16 protein-coding genes are annotated in these 16,466 nt (G+C 69.5%); 6 read left to right on the top strand and 10 right to left on the bottom strand.

The genetic code is table 11. The annotated features are described in order from the left end of the window. Position 1 precedes the first annotated feature (1 nt). Together sbcB and AC1D2O_RS00830 are read left to right on the top strand one after the other, a co-directional pair. Positions 2–1,444 carry an exodeoxyribonuclease I gene (gene sbcB / locus AC1D2O_RS00835; RefSeq protein WP_478089066.1) on the top strand — a complete coding sequence of 481 codons (1,443 nt, stop codon included), beginning with the start codon at positions 2–4 and terminating at the stop codon, positions 1,442–1,444. Between the two features lie 11 nt (positions 1,445–1,455). After that, positions 1,456–1,974, top strand: a complete 519-nt coding sequence (locus AC1D2O_RS00830) for an N-acetyltransferase family protein (protein WP_478089067.1) — start codon at positions 1,456–1,458, stop codon at positions 1,972–1,974. A gap of 12 nt (positions 1,975–1,986) precedes the next feature. On the opposite strand, the gene AC1D2O_RS00825 is transcribed toward AC1D2O_RS00830, so the two are convergent. The 9 genes from AC1D2O_RS00825 to AC1D2O_RS00785 all read right to left on the bottom strand — a co-directional run bounded on the left by AC1D2O_RS00825 (position 1,987) and on the right by AC1D2O_RS00785 (position 12,453). Next, positions 1,987–3,267, bottom strand: a complete 1,281-nt coding sequence (locus tag AC1D2O_RS00825) for an amidohydrolase family protein (protein WP_478089068.1) — start codon at positions 3,265–3,267, stop codon at positions 1,987–1,989. Further along, positions 3,267–4,190, bottom strand: coding sequence for an ABC transporter permease (locus AC1D2O_RS00820; protein ID WP_478089069.1), 924 nt, complete (start codon positions 4,188–4,190; stop codon positions 3,267–3,269). Before AC1D2O_RS00820 ends, AC1D2O_RS00825 begins: the two co-directional genes overlap by 1 nt. 82 nt (positions 4,191–4,272) lie before the next feature. Further along, positions 4,273–5,334: an ABC transporter permease gene (locus AC1D2O_RS00815; RefSeq protein WP_478089070.1), complete on the bottom strand. Its 1,062-nt coding sequence runs from the start codon at positions 5,332–5,334 to the stop codon at positions 4,273–4,275. After that, on the bottom strand, positions 5,331–6,860 hold the full coding sequence (locus tag AC1D2O_RS00810; RefSeq protein WP_478155967.1) for an ABC transporter ATP-binding protein: 1,530 nt from the start codon (positions 6,858–6,860) through the stop codon (positions 5,331–5,333). Before AC1D2O_RS00810 ends, AC1D2O_RS00815 begins: the two co-directional genes overlap by 4 nt. Positions 6,861–6,866: 6 nt before the next feature. Then, positions 6,867–7,793 (bottom strand): 5'-methylthioadenosine/S-adenosylhomocysteine nucleosidase, encoded by a 927-nt coding sequence (locus tag AC1D2O_RS00805; protein WP_478155965.1) that lies wholly within the window; start codon positions 7,791–7,793, stop codon positions 6,867–6,869. Then, the gene (locus tag AC1D2O_RS00800; RefSeq protein ID WP_478156078.1) at positions 7,790–8,773 is read right to left on the bottom strand and encodes a BMP family protein; all 984 of its coding nucleotides are present in this window, start codon (positions 8,771–8,773) and stop codon (positions 7,790–7,792) included. The genes AC1D2O_RS00805 and AC1D2O_RS00800 overlap by 4 nt, the downstream gene beginning before the upstream one ends. A 172-nt stretch (positions 8,774–8,945) precedes the next feature. Continuing rightward, positions 8,946–9,575 (bottom strand): uracil phosphoribosyltransferase, encoded by a 630-nt coding sequence (gene upp, locus AC1D2O_RS00795; protein WP_478089074.1) that lies wholly within the window; start codon positions 9,573–9,575, stop codon positions 8,946–8,948. A gap of 54 nt (positions 9,576–9,629) precedes the next feature. Continuing rightward, positions 9,630–11,018, bottom strand: coding sequence for a DUF1688 family protein (locus AC1D2O_RS00790; RefSeq protein ID WP_478156077.1), 1,389 nt, complete (start codon positions 11,016–11,018; stop codon positions 9,630–9,632). 76 nt (positions 11,019–11,094) lie between these two features. After that, complete coding sequence (locus tag AC1D2O_RS00785; RefSeq protein WP_478093872.1) at positions 11,095–12,453, bottom strand: GTP cyclohydrolase II; 1,359 nt, start codon at positions 12,451–12,453, stop codon at positions 11,095–11,097. A gap of 188 nt (positions 12,454–12,641) precedes the next feature. Here AC1D2O_RS00785 and AC1D2O_RS00780 point away from each other — a divergent pair, with 188 nt between their 5' ends. After that, a complete protein-coding gene (locus AC1D2O_RS00780) occupies positions 12,642–13,193 on the top strand; it encodes a sigma-70 family RNA polymerase sigma factor (protein ID WP_478155963.1) in 552 nt (183 codons plus the stop codon). Beyond that, complete coding sequence (locus AC1D2O_RS00775) at positions 13,190–13,831, top strand: NrsF family protein (RefSeq protein ID WP_478093869.1); 642 nt, start codon at positions 13,190–13,192, stop codon at positions 13,829–13,831. Before AC1D2O_RS00780 ends, AC1D2O_RS00775 begins: the two co-directional genes overlap by 4 nt. 21 nt (positions 13,832–13,852) lie before the next feature. Here the strand turns inward: AC1D2O_RS00775 and AC1D2O_RS00770 are convergent, their stop codons facing one another. Beyond that, positions 13,853–15,367 (bottom strand): helicase HerA-like domain-containing protein, encoded by a 1,515-nt coding sequence (locus AC1D2O_RS00770; RefSeq protein WP_478155961.1) that lies wholly within the window; start codon positions 15,365–15,367, stop codon positions 13,853–13,855. 142 nt (positions 15,368–15,509) lie between these two features. On the opposite strand from AC1D2O_RS00770, the gene AC1D2O_RS00765 reads away from it, so the two are divergent. Beyond that, on the top strand, positions 15,510–15,821 hold the full coding sequence (locus tag AC1D2O_RS00765) for a phosphopantetheine-binding protein (protein WP_442286816.1): 312 nt from the start codon (positions 15,510–15,512) through the stop codon (positions 15,819–15,821). A 3-nt stretch (positions 15,822–15,824) separates the two neighbouring features. Beyond that, positions 15,825–16,463, top strand: coding sequence for a COG4648 family protein (locus tag AC1D2O_RS00760; protein ID WP_478155959.1), 639 nt, complete (start codon positions 15,825–15,827; stop codon positions 16,461–16,463). Positions 16,464–16,466 lie beyond the last annotated feature (3 nt).

Here is a 16,466-nt window from a genome sequence, read left to right as displayed (position 1 = left end):
CATGGCCCCTCATACCTTCCTCTGGCACGACTACGAAACCTTCGGCGTCGTGCCGCGCCGCGACCGGCCGTCGCAGTTCGCCGCCGTCCGCACCGACGCCGAACTCAACGAGATCGGCGAGCCGCTGATGATCTATTGCCAGCCGGCCCCGGACTACCTGCCAAGCCCGGAGGCCTGCCTGATCACCGGCATCACGCCGCAGCAGTGCCTCGAGCGCGGCATGCCCGAGCATGCGTTCGCGGCGCAGATCGAACAGGCGTTCTCGCAGCCCGGCACCATCGGCGTGGGCTACAACACGATCCGCTTCGACGACGAGGTGACGCGCTTCATGTTCTGGCGCAACCTGATCGATCCCTATGCGCGCGAGTGGCAGAACGACTGCGGCCGCTGGGACCTGCTCGACGTCGTGCGCCTCACCTACGCGCTGCGCCCTGACGGCATCGAATGGCCGAAGAAGGCCGACGGCAGCCAGAGCTTCAAGCTCGAGGATCTGGCGCGAGCCAACGGACTGCTGCACGAGGCGGCGCACGATGCGCTGTCGGACGTGCGCGCCACGATCGCGCTGGCCCGGCTGATCCGCGAGAAGCAGCCCAAGCTGTTCGACTTCGCCTTCGGCCTGCACCGCAAGGACCGCGTGGCCAGCGAACTCGGCTTGCCGACGACGCGCGAGACCGCGCGGCCCTTCCTGCATGTGTCGGGCATGTTCCCGGCCGAACGCGGCTGCCTGGCCGTCATGTGGCCGCTGGCGAGCCATCCGACCAACAAGAACGAGCTGCTGGCCTGGGATCTGGCCCATGACCCCAGCGAGCTGCGCGACCTCGATGTCGAGACGCTGCGGCTGCGGCTGTTCACGCGCAGCGCCGACCTGCCCGAGGGCGTGCTGAGGCTGCCGCTCAAGGGCATCCATCTGAACAAGTCACCGATGGTGGTCGGCAACCTGAAGACGCTGGCGCCGGCGATGGCGGCGCGCTGGGGCATCGACGTCGAGGCGGCGCTGCGCCATGCCGCGATCGCCGCGGCATTGCCCGACATGAGCGCGATCTGGCCGCAGGTGTACGAGCGGCCTCGGGAAGGCACGCCGGACGTCGACGAGGACCTGTACGGCGGCTTCGTCGGCAACGGCGACCGTCGGCGCCTGAATCAGCTGCGCGGCCTGTCGCCGGCCGAGCTCGCGCGGGCGCGCACCGGCTTCGACGATCCTCGGCTCGAGGAGCTGCTGTTCCGCTACCGCGCGCGCAACTTCGCCGACACGCTGAGCGAGGAGGAGGCCGGGCGCTGGGAGGCGCACCGCGTCGCGCGGCTGCTCGAGGGCGAGGGCGGTGCGCGCAACGTCGACGAACTGTTCGCCGAGATCGACACGCTGGCCGAGACGGCCGACGAACGCGCAGAAGAGATTCTCGGCGCGCTGTACGAGTACGCCGAGGCCATCGCGCCGACGGTGTGAGGCATTCAACGGTGACCGTCCGCCGACTCGAGCCCGCCGATGCCGTGCCGTACCGGGCGCTGATGCTGGCCGCCTATGCGCAGCACCCGGACGCCTTCACCTCGAGCGCGACCGAGCGCGCCGCGCTGCCCTTGTCGTGGTGGATCGCCCGCCTGGACGCTTCGCCCGCGGCCGGGCAGATCGTGCTGGGCGCCTTCGACGGTGAACGCCTGGTGGGCGCCGCCGGGCTGGAGTTCGAGTCGCGCGAGAAGGCGCGGCACAAGGCCAGCCTGTTCGGCATGTATGTGGCCGCGGACGTGCGCCAGGGGGGCGTCGGTCGGCAGTTGGTCGAGGCGGCGTTGGCGCAGGCCGCGGCCAGGGACGGCGTCAGGCTGGTCCAGCTGACCGTGACCGAGGGCAATCTGGCGGCGCAGTCGATTTACGCGCGCTGCGGCTTCCAGGTGTTCGGGGTGGAGCCCTACGCGGTGGCGCTGGGCGGAGCCTTTCTTTCGAAGGTGCACATGTGGTGCGCGGTGGGCCCGCTGGCCTGAGCGCGCAGCGGCTCAGGCGCGGGGCGGCATCCAGCGGGTCTGGGCGCCGCGCCCGGGAAGGTGCAGCGCCGCGGTCGCGGGTGGCGTTTCCGCCAGCAGGCGCCCCTTGCGATACACCTTGAGCCGGGGCGCGCGCAGCCGGATCGCCTCCACCGGATCGCGCGCCTGCAGCAGCACGAAGCTGGCGTCGCAGCCCGCTTCGAGCCCGTGGCTATCGAGCCGCATCACCTGGGCGGCGTTGACGGTCACGGCATCGAAGCAGGCGCGGATGCCGTCCTGGCTGGTCATCTGTGCCACGTGCAGGCCCATGTGCGCGACCTCCAGCATGTCGGCCGAGCCCATGCCGTACCAGGGGTCCATCACGCAGTCGTGGCCGAAGGCGACATTGACGCCGGCGGCCATCAGCTCGGGCACGCGGGTCATGCCGCGGCGCTTGGGGTAGCTGTCGTGGCGTCCTTGCAGCGTGATGTTGATGAGCGGGTTCGAGACCACGGCGACACCGCTTTCGGCGATCAGCGGCAGCAGCTTGCTGACGTAGTAGTTGTCCATCGAATGCATCGAGGTGCAGTGCGAACCCGTGACCCGGCCCTGCAGCCCGAGGCGCTGGGCCTCGAAGGCCAGGGTCTCGATGTGGCGCGACAGCGGATCGTCCGACTCGTCGCAGTGCATGTCGACCGCCAGGCCGCGTTCGGCCGCGATCTCGCACAGGAGCTTCACGCTGGCCGCGCCGTCGGCCATCGTGCGCTCGAAATGCGGAATGCCGCCGACCACGTCGACGCCCTTGTCGAGCGCGCGCTTCAGGTTGTCGACGCCGCCGGGCGAGCGCAGCACGCCGTCCTGCGGAAAGGCGACCAGCTGCAGGTCGAGGTAGGGCGCCACGAGGCGCTTGACCTCCAGCAGCGCGTCGACCGCGAGCAGGCTGGGGTCGCTGGTGTCCACGTGGCTGCGGATCGCGAGCAGGCCCTTGGCCACCGCCCAGTCGCAGTAGGCGAGCGCGCGCTCGATCAAGGCCTCGGCCTTGAGCAGCGGCTTGAGTTCTCCCCACAACGCGATGCCTTCGAGCAGCGTGCCGCTCTGGTTGATGCGCGGCAGGCCGTAGCTCAGGGTCGCATCCATGTGGAAGTGCGGGTCGACGAAATGCGGCGTGACGAGCAGGCCGTCGGCGTCGAGCGTTTCATTCGCGGGCGCGGCGAGCCCGGCCGTGACTTCGGCGATCCGGCCGTCCTGGACCGCGATCGACATGCCGGTGCGGCCATCGGGAAGGGCCGCGTTGCGAACGAGGAGGTCGAGCATCAGCGTTCTCCTTTGCGATAGGGTTTCATGAGCGCCTGCGGGTAGCCGGCCCGGCGCGCCACCAGCACCAGCGCGAGGATCGACAGCAGGTAGGGCAGCATCAGGTAGATCTGGTAGGGCAGCAGCGCCTCGCCCGACTGCTGCAGCCGCAACTGCAAGGCGTCGAAGAAGGCGAACAGCAGGGCGCCGAGCAGCGCCTTGCCGGGCCGCCAGGAAGCGAACACAACCAGCGCCACGCAGATCCAGCCGCGGCCGTTGATCATGTTGAAGAAGAAGGCATTGAACGCCGACAGCGTGAGGAAGGAACCCGCCACGCCCATCAGCGCCGAGCCGGCGACGATCGCTCCGGTGCGGGTCGCGGCGACCGACACGCCCTGGCCCTCGGCCGCCTGCGGGTTCTCGCCGACCATGCGCACCGCCAGGCCCAGGGGGGTGCGGTAGAGCCCATAGGCGAGCAGCGGCACCAGCAGCAGGGCAAGCAGCGTGAGCGGCGTCTGTGCCTCGAGCACCGGGATCCGGAGCCACTCCATCGGCGCGAAGGGCGTGACCGTGGGCGGCGTGCTGACCTTCGGGAAGCTCACGCGATAGCCGTAGTAGCTCAGTGCGGTCGCGAGCAGCGTGATGCCCAGGCCCGAGACGTGCTGCGACAGCGCCAGGCCCACGGTCAGGAAGGCGTGCAGCAGGCCGAACGCCGCCCCCGTGAGCGCGGCGACGCCGACGCCGACCCACAGCGGTGCGCCCGCATGGACCGCGAGCCAGCCGGTGAAGGCACCGGCGACCATGATGCCCTCGATGCCGAGGTTCAGCACGCCCGCGCGTTCGCACAGCAGCACGCCCAGGGTGCCGAAGATGAGCGGCGTGGCGATGCGCAGCACCGCGACCCAGAAGGCCGCGTTCGACAGGATCTCGGCGACGTCCGTCATTGGCGCCCCCACGCTCGGCACTCCGTGTCCTCGCGGCCCCCCAAGGGGGTGCGAGCTTGCTCGGGGCGGCCCGTCGCTGCGCTCATTTCCATCGGACCTTGTACTGGGTCAGCAGCGTCGCCACCAGCACCGCGATCAGCGAGGCGGCGACGATCACGTCGGCGATGTAGGTCGGCACGCCGATGGCGCGGCTCATGGTGTCGGCGCCGACCATCACGCCGGCCACGAACACGCCCGCCGCCAGCACGCCGAGCGGATGCAGGCCGGCCAGCATCGCAATCACGATCCCGCTGTAGCCGTAGCCGGGCGACAGGTCGAGCGTGACGTAGCCGGTGCGGCCCGTCACCTCGATCGCGCCGGCCAGGCCGGCCAGCGCGCCCGAGAGCAGCGCGACCGTCACGACGGTTCGCGTCACCGGCACGCCCGCGAACGCAGCGGCGCGCGCATTGGCGCCGACCGCGCGGATGTCGAAGCCGATCACGGTGTACTTGAAGAGCGCCCACACCAGCACCGACAGCACGGCGGCCCAGACCAGCCCGGTATGCACGCGGGTCTGCGCGATCAGCCGGCCGAGCTCGAGCTCCGACTGCAGCGACACGCTCTGCGGCCAGCCCATCGCGGTCGGGTCCTTCATGGGCCCGTCGAGCATGGCCGAGACGCCCAGCAGCACGATGAAGTTGATCAGCAGCGTGGTCACGACCTCGTCGACGCCGAGCCGGTTCTTCATCAGCGCCGGCCCCAGCAGCAGCAGCGCGCCCGCGATCGCGGCGGCCAGCATCATCAGCGGAAACAGCAGCCAGATGGGGAGCTCGAAGCCGGTGCCGCCATGCAGGCCGCCCACGGCCACCGCCGCCAGCGCGCCGGCGTAGAGCTGGCCTTCGGCGCCGATGTTGAAGAGCCTGGCCTTGAATGCCACCGTCGCGGCCAGCCCGGTGAGGATCAGCGGAGTGGCGCGGGTCAGCGTTTCGCTCCAGGCGAACACCGAACCGAAGCCGCCCTGCAGCAGGAGGGCATAGGTGCGGCCCACCGGGGCGCCGGCCCACAGCACCAGCAGCGCGCTGACCAGCAAGGTGAAGGCGATCGCGCCGAAGGGCGCGATCGCCAGCGCCGTGCGCGAGGCCTGGTGGCGGCGCTCCAGCCTCATGTCCGTGCCCCTGCCATCGCGAGCCCGATCGCCTCGCGCGTCCAGGCCGAGGCCGCGCGCGGTTCGCCGAGCTGGCCGCCGTGCATCACAGCGACCCGGTCGCCGAGCGTCAGCACCTCGTCGAGGTCGTCCGAGATCAGCAGGACCGCGGCGCCGGCATCGCGCGCCGTGATCAGCTGCTGCTGCACATACGCGACCGCGCCGATGTCCAGGCCCCAGGTCGGCTGGTGCGCGACGATCAGTCGCGCGACCTTGTTCGGCGCGCTGGTCGACGCGGGCGCCAGCAGCGCGCGGCCGAGGATCAGTTTCTGCATGTTGCCGCCGGACAGTGCACGCGCCGGCGAGTCGAGACCCCCGCCGCGCACGTCGAAGGCCTTCTCCACGCTTTTCGCGTGGGCCTTGGCGGCGCCGCGCCGGACCCACAGCCAGCGCGAGAAGGCGCGGCTGCGCAGGCGCTCCGACACCGCGTTCTCCCACACCGGCAGGTCGCCCACCACGCCGACCGCGTGCCGGTCTTCCGGGATCCGCGCGACGCCGCGCTGGACCAGTCGGGCCGGCGAAGGCGGCAGGTCGCGACCCATCAGACGGACCGTGCCCGCGATGGCGCGCCGCGTGCCGCTCAGGAGCTCGGCCAGGGCGACCTGGCCGTTGCCCGAGACCCCCGCGATGGCGGTGATCTCGCCGGCCTTGAGCGTCAGCGACACGTCGCGCAGGCGGTCGTGCCCGCTGCCGGCGGTGCGCACATGGTCGAGCACGCAGACCGCATCGCCGACCTGGCCGGCCGGGCGTCGCGAGGTGTGTTCGATGGCATGGCCGACCATCCATTGCGCCAGCTGCGCCTGCGTCGTGTCGCCGGTGCGCGCCTCGGCCACCAGGGCACCGCCGCGCAGGACCGCGACGCGGTGCGAGACCCTGAGGACCTCGCCCAGCTTGTGGCTGATGAAGATGATCGACAGGCCTTCAGCCACCATCTGCGACAGGGTGTGGAACAGCGCCTCGCTTTCCTGCGGCGTGAGCACGGCCGTGGGTTCGTCGAGGATCAGGATGCGCGCATCGCGGTACAGCGCCTTGAGGATCTCGACGCGCTGGCGCTCGCCGACCGACAGGTCTGCGACCTTCGCTTCCGGCTGCACCGCGAGGCCGAAGCGCCGGGCCACGTCCAGCAGCTTGGCGCGCGCCGCGCGGCGGCGCGAGAAGGGCTGCCACAGCGGCTCGGTGCCGATGAGCACGTTGTCGAGCACGCTCAGGTTGTCTGCCAGCGTGAAATGCTGATGCACCATGCCGATGCCCGCGGCCAGCGCCGCCTTCGGGTTGCCAGCTGCCAGCGGGCGGCCGAAAGCCTCGATGCGGCCTTCGTCGGCCACGTAGTGCCCGAACAGGATCGACATCAGCGTCGACTTGCCGGCCCCGTTCTCGCCGAGCAGCGCGAGCACCTCGCCGGCCTGGAGGTCGAGCGAGATGGCGTCGTTGGCCAGCAGCGTGCCGAAGCGCTTGGTGATGCCGCGCAGCGCAAGAACAGTGGACAAGCGGGTCTACTTCCAGCGCGAGAGGAAGGCGAGCAGCACCTTGGCCGAGTTGTCGGCTGCGATGCCCATGAAGGTGCCCATCTCGTTCTCGCCCTCGCCGCCGCCCGCCAAATCGCTCAGCGAGCGGAAGGCGATATAGGGCACGCCGTTGCTGTAGGCGACCATGCCGACGGCGGCGGTTTCCATGTCGAGGACGTTGGCCTCGAAGGTCTTGAAGGTGTATTCGCGGAAGGCCTTGTTGTCCATGAAGGCCTGGCCCGAGACGCCGTTGCCGCCCACCACCAGGCGGGGCTTGCGGCTCAGGCACTTGCCGGCATTGCAGTCGGCCAGCTCGACGCTGCGGATCGCCCGCGCCACCTCCAGCATCTTCGGATCGGCCTCGAACCAGAATTTCTTCGTGATGCCCGGCTGGGCGGCCGAGCGAACCTCGACCGGCCGCGGATGCATCATGCCGAAGGCGGGCAGGGTGGCGTCCTTCATCCAGGCCGGCGCGCTGTACTTGCCCGGGGCCGTCTCGCGCGCCATCAGCGCTTCGAGGTACTGGCCCCATTGCGCCGGCACCGTCACATCGCCGATGTGCAGCTGCGGATTGACGCCGCCGGCGATGCCGCTGAACACCACGTGCGTGACCTTGAAGCGATCGATCACGAGCTGCGTGTTCATCGTCGCATTGGTCATGCTGATGCCCGAGAGGAACAGCACCACCGGCTGGCCCTCGAGCGTCCCGGTGCTGAACTCGACGCCGTTGACGCTGTGCCTGCGCGGGTTCTGCAGGCGCGACTGCAGCAGCGTGAGTTCAGGCTGGAAGGCCGAGACCACCGCCATGCGGGGCGTCTCGTCGAGCCTTGCCGAATGCGTGTCGGGTGCGACCGCCGCGCAGCCCGCCAGCGCTGCGCCGAGCGCGAGCGCGCCCAGTCTTCGAGCGAGCGTCACTTGGCGGTCGACTTCGGTTGGTTGTCGTCGACTTTGACGGTGGTCTTGCCTGCGAGGATCTCGGCCTGCTTGGCGTTGACCTTGGCGACGATCTCGGCCGGCACCTTCTTCTCGAAGGTGCCCAGCGGCGCCAGCTCGGAGCCCTTGTGCTTCATCATCGAGTAGGGGCCGTAGTCCTCGGCCGCGAACTTGCCTTCCTTGACGAGCTTGATCGCGCGGTCGGCCGAGGGCTCGAAGTTCCAGAGCGCGGCGGCGACCACGGTGTCGGGGTACTTGTCCTGCGTGTTGATCACGTTGCCGATCGCGAGCTTGCCCTTTTCCTTGGCCGCATCGCTGACGCCGAAGCGCTCGGCATACATCACGTCGGCGCCCTTGTCGATCATCGCGAAGGCGGCTTCCTTGGCCTTCGGCGGATCGAACCAGCTGTTGATGAAGCTCACGCTGAACTCGACCTTCGGGTTGGTTTCCTTCGCGCCGGCCATGAAGGCGTTCATGAGCCGGTTGACCTCGGGGATCGGGAAGCCGCCGACCATGCCGATCTTGTTGGACTTGGTCATGCCGCCGGCGACCATGCCCGACAGGTAGGCCGGCTCCTGGATGTAGTTGTCGAAGACCGAGAAATTCGGCGCCTGCGGCTTCAGCGAGGAACCCATCAGGAAGGCGGTCTTGGGGAAGTCCTTGGCGACCTTGCGCGCGGCCGCCTCGACGCCGAAGACCTCGCCGAGGATCAACTGGTTGCCGGCGGTCGCGTACTCACGCATGACGCGCTCGTAGTCGGCATTGGCGACGTTCTCGGTCGCCGTGTACTCGATCTCGCCACGCGCCTCGGCCGCCTTGAGCGCCTTGTGGATGCGGCCGACCCATTGCTGCTCGAAGGGCACGGTGTACACCGCCGCCACCTTGAGCTTGGCCTGCGCGAGCGCGAGGCCCGGTGCCCCGGCCGCAAGCGCGGCCGCGACGGCGACCGAACGGATGATCATTTGACGGCGAATTGTCACTGCGCTTCTCCTCGAGTTAGAAATCAACCAACGACCGACATGTACCCTGTCTTGTTCGTGAAACACCGCGGAACCGGCTTTGCCGGGCCGCAGGTGTTGCCCCCGGTAGGGGGTGGGCGCCCGGACACGCAGTGCCGGGCAACCTGGGGGCGAGCTACTTCGTCCCGAAGATGCGGTCTCCCGCGTCGCCCAGGCCCGGCAGGATGTAGCCGTGGCTGCTGAGCTGGCGGTCGATGGCGGCGGTGTAGATCGGCACGTCGGGGTGGGCGTCCTGGAAGGTCTTGATGCCTTCGGGGCAGGTCAGCAGGCAGACGAACTTGATCGACTTCGGATTCAACTCCTTCAGGCGCTCGACCGCGGCCACCGCCGAGTTGCCGGTGGCCAGCATCGGGTCGACCACGATCGCGTCGCGATCCTCCATGCCGCCGGGCATCTTGAAGTAGTACTCGACCGCGGTCAGCGTCTTGGGGTCGCGGTACAGGCCGATGTGGCCCACGCGCGCGCCGGGCACCACGCTGAGCATGCCGTCGAGGATGCCGGTGCCGGCACGCAGGATCGACACCAGCACCAGTTTCTTGCCGTCGATCACCTTGGCGTTCATGGTCTCGAGCGGGGTTTCGATCTCGATGTCCTGCATCGGCATGTCGCGCGTGACCTCGTAGGCCATCAGCATGCTGATCTCGTTGAGCAGGCGCCGGAAGCTGTTGGTGCTGGCTTCCTTGCGGCGCATCAAGGTGAGCTTGTGCTGGACGAGAGGGTGGTCGACGAGGTGGACGTTGCTCATGGCGTTCTGGAAGCGCGGGGGCGTTCTTGTTGAATGAAAGAAGAAGGGTGGAGTCTAGAAGACGGTGCCGTCGCTCACGATGCGCAGGGGTGGCGCACCATCACGCAAGCGCTGTGCCATGACGCGGCCGGCGGCCCAGGTGCCGCCTTCGAGGACGCGGGCCAGCGGCAACTCTTCCTCGCTGAGCTCCATCACCTTGCGTACCCGGGCGGCGACCTCGTCGAGCAGCGCGACGGTCAGCGCGCGCCACTCGACGATGAATTCGTCGCCGACCTTCCAGTCGCGCTCGAGCAGCGCGGGGCTGCGCGGCACGATCAGGCCGCAGTCGATCAGCAGGCCGCCGTTGCGGTATTCGGGCAGGGCGGTCAGCGCCTCGACGTGGCGCACCTTGACGCCGGCCCACTCGAAGGGCTCGAGCATCGAGTAGCTGAGCCACTGCGAGAGCTTGTGGAAGGGCATCCAGCCGTTGGTGAGACCGGGGCCGCGGACCGCGCTGTGGCGCCAGCAGTCGCCGAGCGCGAGCGCCGGGTCGCCCGAGCCGAAGGCGCCGGACGCGTCGCTGCCGTCGGCCGCGATGCTGTCGATCGCATTGGCGGCCGGCCAGATGCCGGACAGCGATTCGAGCAGCAGCGACAGGATCTGGTGCGCCGTGATCTCCGCGGTCGGCGCCGCCGCCGGGCCATAGGGGCCCACCAGCGCATCGAACAGCCCGCCGGGTCGGCCGTCGTCGCCGAACACCTCGGGCTGCTCGCTCATCGCCTCGCCGAGCCGGCGCAGCAGCGTGGCGCGGCCCGCCAGCCCGACCAGCGGATTGACCGCGCTGACCTGGAAGGCGTCCCCGAGCCGATCGGTCACCAGCGCGCGCAAGCCGGCGGCGTCGGCCTGCAGCGGGTGGTCGGGGTTGGACGAGAACAGTCCGCTCGTGAAGGCATGGAAGCTTGCGACACCGAGGCCCTCGGAACGCGTGAAGCGCTGGCGGCCGGCGGCTTCGAAGTAGTGCCAGTTGGGGCCGGCGCCGGCGTCGAGCAGCACGCTGACCAGCACGAGGTCGATGTGGGCGCGGGCGCGCTGGCTCGCATCGACGTCGCCGAGCAACCGGTCGAGCGCGGCGACCCGGTTGACGCCGCCGGCCTCGAAATGGCGCCAGCGGCTGTGGTACGGGATCGGGCCCCAGGCATAGCGGTCGCGCGTGACTTCGGCGACCGTGCGCGCGGTGTCCTCGAGGGCGTCGTCGGCGCCGATCGTGAACCACTTCGATTCTCCGGCCCGGGCCCGTGCCAGCAGTGCCGCGGCACGGCTGCGCACCGCCTGCGTGGTGCGCAGGAAGGCCGCGGCGCCGGCGGGGTGCGCCGTGTCGCCGACGAACTCGACCGCCGGATCGACATGGCCTTCGGCGTCGGCGCTGCGCACGCCGGGGTTGGCGGTCGGGCGCTCCGGGTCCATTCCGTAGTTGTTGCCGCTCATTGGATGACCTCCGCGCTTCGCACTCCGGTATTCGCCTTGGGAGCGGCCCGGCGGCTCATTGATCCAGCCCCCGCCCCTTGGCTTTCTTGAGTTCCTCGGCGTCCGGCACGGCGCCGGGCGTGAAATAGCCGGCCGCCATCTTGGCGTCCATCTCGACCCGGGCGTCGGCCGGGATCAGTGCGTCGGGAATGTTGACCCGGGTGCCGATCTCGATGCCCGAGCCGGTGATGGCGTCGAACTTCATGTTGCTCATCGACACCAGCCGGTGGATCTTGCGGATGCCGAGCCAGTGGAAGACGTCGGGCATCAGTTCCTGGAAGCGCATGTCCTGCACGCCGGCCACGCACTCGGTGCGGGCGAAATACTGGTCCGCGGTGTCGCCGCCGACCTGCCGCTTGCGGGCGTTGTAGACCAGGAACTTGGTGACCTCGCCGAGCGCCCGGCCTTCCTTGCGCGAGTAGGCGATCAGGCCGACGCCGCCGCGCTGGGCGCCCTGGATGCACTCCTCGATCGCGTGCGTGAGGTAGGGGCGGCAGGTGCAGATGTCGGAGCCGAAGACGTCGGACCCGTTGCACTCGTCGTGAATGCGTGCGGTGAGTTCGACCTCGGGGTTGGCCAGGTCGCGCGGGTTGCCGAAGATATAGAGGGTCTGGCCGCCGATCGGCGGCAGGAAGACCTCGAGGTCGGAGCGGGTCACGAGCTCCGGGTACATGCCGCCGGTCTCTTCGAACAGCACCCGGCGCAGTTCGGTTTCGGAGCAGCCGAAGCGCTGGGCGACCGCGGGCAGGTGCCAGACGGGTTCGACCGCGGCCTTGGTGACCATGGCGGCGCCGCCCGCCGTCAGGAACTTGCCGTCGGCCTTCAGGCGCCCGCTGTGCAGCGCCTCGATCACCTCGGGCAGGATGACGTGCGCCTTGGTGATCGCGATGGTCGGGCGGATGTCGTAGCCGGCCGCGAGTTCGGCCGAGAACGCGTCGGCAACCACGGCCCCCCAGGGATCGAGCGAGACGATCCGGCCGGGTTCGCTCCATTGGGGATAGGGGCCGATCGCATCGGTCGGCGAGGTGTTGGTCAGGTCGGCCTTGTGGTGCGGCGACAGGGCGCCGGCGGCGACGGCCAGCGCGCGATAGACGCTGTAGGAACCGCTGTGGGTGCCGATGACGTTGCGATGGGCGCGCTTGCTGGTGGTGCCGACCACCGGGCCGCGCTCGGCCGCGGTCGCGGCGCCCCACTGGATCGGCAGAGCGCCGAAGCCGCCGGCGTGAGAGGTCAGGCGGATGTGGCTGCGCTGGGAGGGCGTGCCGGAAAGGGGCGGCGAGAGCGCCGTCGGCTCGTTCGGTGCCGCGTCGGAGGAGGGCTGGGAAGCGGTGGCAAGAGAGGAGGCAGGAGGAGTCGGAACGGTGTCAACAGACATTGCAGGCCCTCAAAAAACACAATGTACCGATGGCTTCCCGAACTGGCAAGCCGGTGCATACGCCATTTGCCGACAACGGGCGGGTCCGTGCTGCGATCCGGCGCGCACGGCACAATCCGGCGGACTCGATTTCTTGACTGCGCCTGTAACCGGCGCGAACCGGCGCACGAATGACCAAGGGAAGCCCGATGGCGAAGAGCGAAGCGGAGCTGCGGCTGCACGACCTGTTCGTGCGCGGGCTCGCCGGCGACGCGGCCAGCTATCGGGCGTTCCTGCAGCAGCTCGCCTTGCACCTGCGCGCGTTCCTGGGTCGGCGCCTGTTCGGCTGGCCCGATGAGGTGGAGGATCTGGTCCAGGAATGCCTTCTCGCCATGCACAACCAGCGCCACACCTACCAAACCGACCAGCCCCTGACCGCCTGGGTGCACGCGATCGCGCGCTACAAGATGATCGACCTGCTGCGCGCCAAGGCCGGGCGCGAGGCGCTGCACGAGCCGCTGGACGACGACCTGGCCGTGTTCGCCGATTCGGCGACCGAGGCCAGCGATGCGCGGCGTGACCTGTCCGGGTTGCTCGCGACGCTGCCGGACCGCCATCGGCTGCCGATCGTCCACACCAAGCTCGAAGGCCTGTCGGTGGCCGAGACGGCACGCTTGACCGGCATGTCGGAATCGGCGGTCAAGATCGGCGTCCATCGCGGGCTGAAGGCGCTGGCGCAGAAGATCAGGGAGGCGCGATGAGAACCGACCAGCTCATCGCCATGCTGGCCGAAGACGCGGCGCCGGTGCCGCGGCGAGCGGTGTCGCGCCGGTTGCTGGTGGCGCTCGCGATCGGGTTGCCCGTTTCCATTGCCTGGATGGTGATGGAGTACGGGGTTCGCCGCGACCTGGTCCAGGCCATGTTCTGGCCGATGTTCTGGGTCCGACTGCTGTTCGGCGCCGGCATCGCGCTGGCTGGATTCGTGGTCGTGCAGCGCCTTGCGCGTCCGGGTGCGCGGGTGCGAGGCGCCTGGCTCGGGCTCGCGGCGCCGGTGCTGCTGATCTGGGCACTCGCGCTGCTGGCGCTGCTGTCGGCGCCGATGGAAGAACGCGCGGCGCTGGTCTGGGGTCAGACCTGGCGCAGCTGTGCGGTCGACATCGGCGTGGTTTCGCTGCCGGTGTTCGCGGCCTTGCTGTGGGCCCTCAAGGGCCTCGCGCCGACCCGGCCGGCGCTGGCCGGCGCCGCGGCTGGTGCGCTGGCCGGGGGCGCCGGCGCGATGGTGTATGCCTTTCACTGCCCGGAGCTCGCGGCACCCTACATCGCGGTCTGGTATGTCGCGGGCATCGCGCTGCCGGTGGTGGCCGGTGCGCTGATCGGGCCCCGGCTGCTGCGCTGGTGACCCCCCGGCGCCGGCCGCAGGCTAGCGTCGGGTCTTGGAGCCGAAGATGCCGCCGAGCACGCCGCGCAGGATTTCCCGGCCCACCGTGGTGCCCATGGTGCGCACGGCCGACTTCGCCATGGTCTGCGCCAGGCCGTCGTGCTTGCCGCCGCGCGGGCCCGTGGAGCCGAACAGGATCTCGTTGAGGCTGCCCATCATGCCGCCCGTGTCCGGTGCCGCCGAGGCGGCGCCGGGCTTGCCGGCCGGCGCGTCGGGTGCGGTCTCGGCGCGGCCCTTGAGCTTCTCGTAGGCCGATTCGCGGTCGACCGACTTCTCGTAGACCCCCGCCACCAGCGAACTGGCGATCAGCGCCTGCCGCTGGGCCGGCGTGATCGGGCCGATCTGGCTGCCCGGCGGCAGCACGTAGACCCGCTCGGTGATGGTCGGGCGGCCCTTGTCGTCGAGGAAGCTCACCAGCGCCTCGCCGACCGCGAGTTCGGTGATTGCCGCCTCGATGTCCAGGCCCGGCTTCTGCCGCATGGTGGTGGCGGTCGCCTTGACCGCCTTCTGGTCGCGCGGCGTGAAGGCCCGCAAGGCATGCTGGACCCTGTTGCCGAGCTGGGCCAGGACGGAATCGGGGATGTCCAGCGGGTTCTGCGTCACGAAGAACACGCCCACGCCCTTGGAGCGCACCAGCCGCACCACCAGCTCGATGCGCTCGACCAGCGCCTTGGGCGCTTCGTTGAAGAGCAGGTGGGCCTCGTCGAAGAAGAACACCAGCTTCGGCTGTTCCGGGTCGCCGATCTCGGGCAACTGCTCGAACAGCTCCGACAGCAGCCACAGCAGGAAGGTGGCATAGAGGCGCGGCGAGTTCATCAGCTTGTCGGCCGCGAGGATGTTGACCACCCCCTTGCCGCCCTCGGTCTGCATGAAGTCGGCGATGTTGAGCATCGGCTCGCCGAAGAACTTGTCGCCGCCCTGGGTCTCGATCTGCAGCAGGCCGCGCTGGATCGCGCCGACGCTGGCGGCGCTGATGTTGCCGTATTCGGTCGTGAACTGGCTGGCGTTCTCGCCGACGTGCTGCAGCATCGCCCGCAGATCCTTCAGGTCGAGCAGCAGCAGGCCGTTGTCGTCGGCGATCTTGAACACCAGGTTCAGCACGCCGGACTGCGTTTCGTTCAGGTTGAGCATGCGGCCCAGCAGCAGCGGGCCCATGTCGGACACCGTGGCGCGCACCGGATGGCCCTGCTCGCCGAAGACATCCCACAGCGTGACCGGGCAGGCCAGCGGCTCGGGCAGGTCGAGCCCGCGTTCCTTCAGCGTGGCGGCCATCTTGGCGCCGATATTGCCGGCCTGGCTGGCGCCGGTGAGGTCGCCCTTGACGTCGGCCATGAACACCGGCACGCCGATCGAGGAGAGCTTTTCGGCGATGGTCTGGAGCGTCACGGTCTTGCCGGTGCCGGTGGCGCCGGTGATCAGGCCGTGGCGATTGGCCAGTCCCGGCAGCAGGGCGCAGTCGATGGTGCCGTGGCGGGCAATGAGAAGGGGGTCGGCCATGGGGTTTTCCGGTCGTTGGAAGGGCCTCAGTCTATCGAAGCCGGGCTCCTATAATCGCGACCCCATGCGAAGGTTCCTCCGGTGCCCCGGAGATCGCTTTGCGACCCCTGCGACAATGCCCCAAAGCACCCGGAGTTCTCCTTTGTCATCGACTGCCCAATCTCCCGTTCCCGCCGCTGGCGACGTATCCGAACAGTCACCCCTCGAGAATGAATTGGCTGTCCTCCTGGTCGAATCGCTCAACCTGGAAGTCGCGCCGGCCGACATCGTGCCGACGGCGCCGCTGTATGGCGAGGGGCTCGGACTCGATTCGATCGATATCCTGGAAGTGGCCCTGGAAGTGTCCCGCAAGTACGGTTTCCAGCTGCGCTCGGACGACGAGCGCAACCAGCAGATCTTCGAGTCGCTGCGCAGCCTGGCGGCGCATGTCGCGGCGCATCGCGGCGCCTCCTGATCCATGTCCCGTTGGCGCGTGGCGCTCCTGCTGCTGGCGGGGGTGAGCTATGCCTGCGTGTCGCACTGGATGATGCTCTACCACGCGGCCGAGCCCTGGGCCGTCGTGGTCCTGCTCGGGCCGCTGTGGCTCACCGCGCTGGGCCTCGCAGGCAGCCGCTTCGGCAAATGGGGGCTGGCGCTGGCCGGCCTGACCGGCGTGGCCGTGTTCGCACTGGTGCTTCACGGCGAGGCCGGCGATCCCAACCGGCTCTATGTGCTGCAGCATGCGGGCATCAATGCCTTGCTGTGCGGCTGGTTCGGCAGCACGCTGCGCGGCGACCGGCTGTCGCTGATCGGCCAGTTCGCACAGCGCGTGCACCCGCTGTCGCCGGCCATGCGCATCTATACGGCGCAGGTCACCTGGGTCTGGACGCTCTACTTCGCGGCGATGGTCGTGGCGTCGATCGCGGTCTATGCGAGCCTGTCGTTCGCCGCCTGGTCGGTGCTGGCCAACCTGCTGACGCCGCTGATGGTGGTCGGCCTGTTCGTCGGCGAGTACCTGGTGCGCTATCGGCTGCATCCCGAATTCGAGCGCACCCGTCTGATCGATGCGGTGCGTGCCTTCTACGGTGCGCCGGCGGAACCCATCGCGCGGCGCTGAATC

The sequence above is a fragment of the Variovorax sp. P1_G12 genome, from assembly GCF_056405555.1.
This window is presented reverse-complemented; position numbering and strand designations above follow the sequence as displayed.

What these genes read in the sequence shown, in the direction of transcription:
- AC1D2O_RS00825 (WP_478089068.1), bottom strand. Translation starts at nt 3,267, where the DNA reads ATGCTCGACCTCCTCGTTCGCAACGCGGCCCTTCCCGATGGCCGCACC.
- AC1D2O_RS00770 (WP_478155961.1), bottom strand. Translation starts at nt 15,367, where the DNA reads ATGGCCGACCCCCTTCTCATTGCCCGCCACGGCACCATCGACTGCGCC.
- AC1D2O_RS00790 (WP_478156077.1), bottom strand. Translation starts at nt 11,018, where the DNA reads ATGGACCCGGAGCGCCCGACCGCCAACCCCGGCGTGCGCAGCGCCGAC.
- AC1D2O_RS00760 (WP_478155959.1), top strand. Translation starts at nt 15,825, where the DNA reads ATGTCCCGTTGGCGCGTGGCGCTCCTGCTGCTGGCGGGGGTGAGCTAT.
- upp (WP_478089074.1), bottom strand. Translation starts at nt 9,575, where the DNA reads ATGAGCAACGTCCACCTCGTCGACCACCCTCTCGTCCAGCACAAGCTC.
- sbcB (WP_478089066.1), top strand. Translation starts at nt 2, where the DNA reads ATGGCCCCTCATACCTTCCTCTGGCACGACTACGAAACCTTCGGCGTC.
- AC1D2O_RS00800 (WP_478156078.1), bottom strand. Translation starts at nt 8,773, where the DNA reads ATGATCATCCGTTCGGTCGCCGTCGCGGCCGCGCTTGCGGCCGGGGCA.
- AC1D2O_RS00780 (WP_478155963.1), top strand. Translation starts at nt 12,642, where the DNA reads ATGGCGAAGAGCGAAGCGGAGCTGCGGCTGCACGACCTGTTCGTGCGC.
- AC1D2O_RS00815 (WP_478089070.1), bottom strand. Translation starts at nt 5,334, where the DNA reads ATGAGGCTGGAGCGCCGCCACCAGGCCTCGCGCACGGCGCTGGCGATC.
- AC1D2O_RS00785 (WP_478093872.1), bottom strand. Translation starts at nt 12,453, where the DNA reads ATGTCTGTTGACACCGTTCCGACTCCTCCTGCCTCCTCTCTTGCCACC.
- AC1D2O_RS00775 (WP_478093869.1), top strand. Translation starts at nt 13,190, where the DNA reads ATGAGAACCGACCAGCTCATCGCCATGCTGGCCGAAGACGCGGCGCCG.
- AC1D2O_RS00820 (WP_478089069.1), bottom strand. Translation starts at nt 4,190, where the DNA reads ATGACGGACGTCGCCGAGATCCTGTCGAACGCGGCCTTCTGGGTCGCG.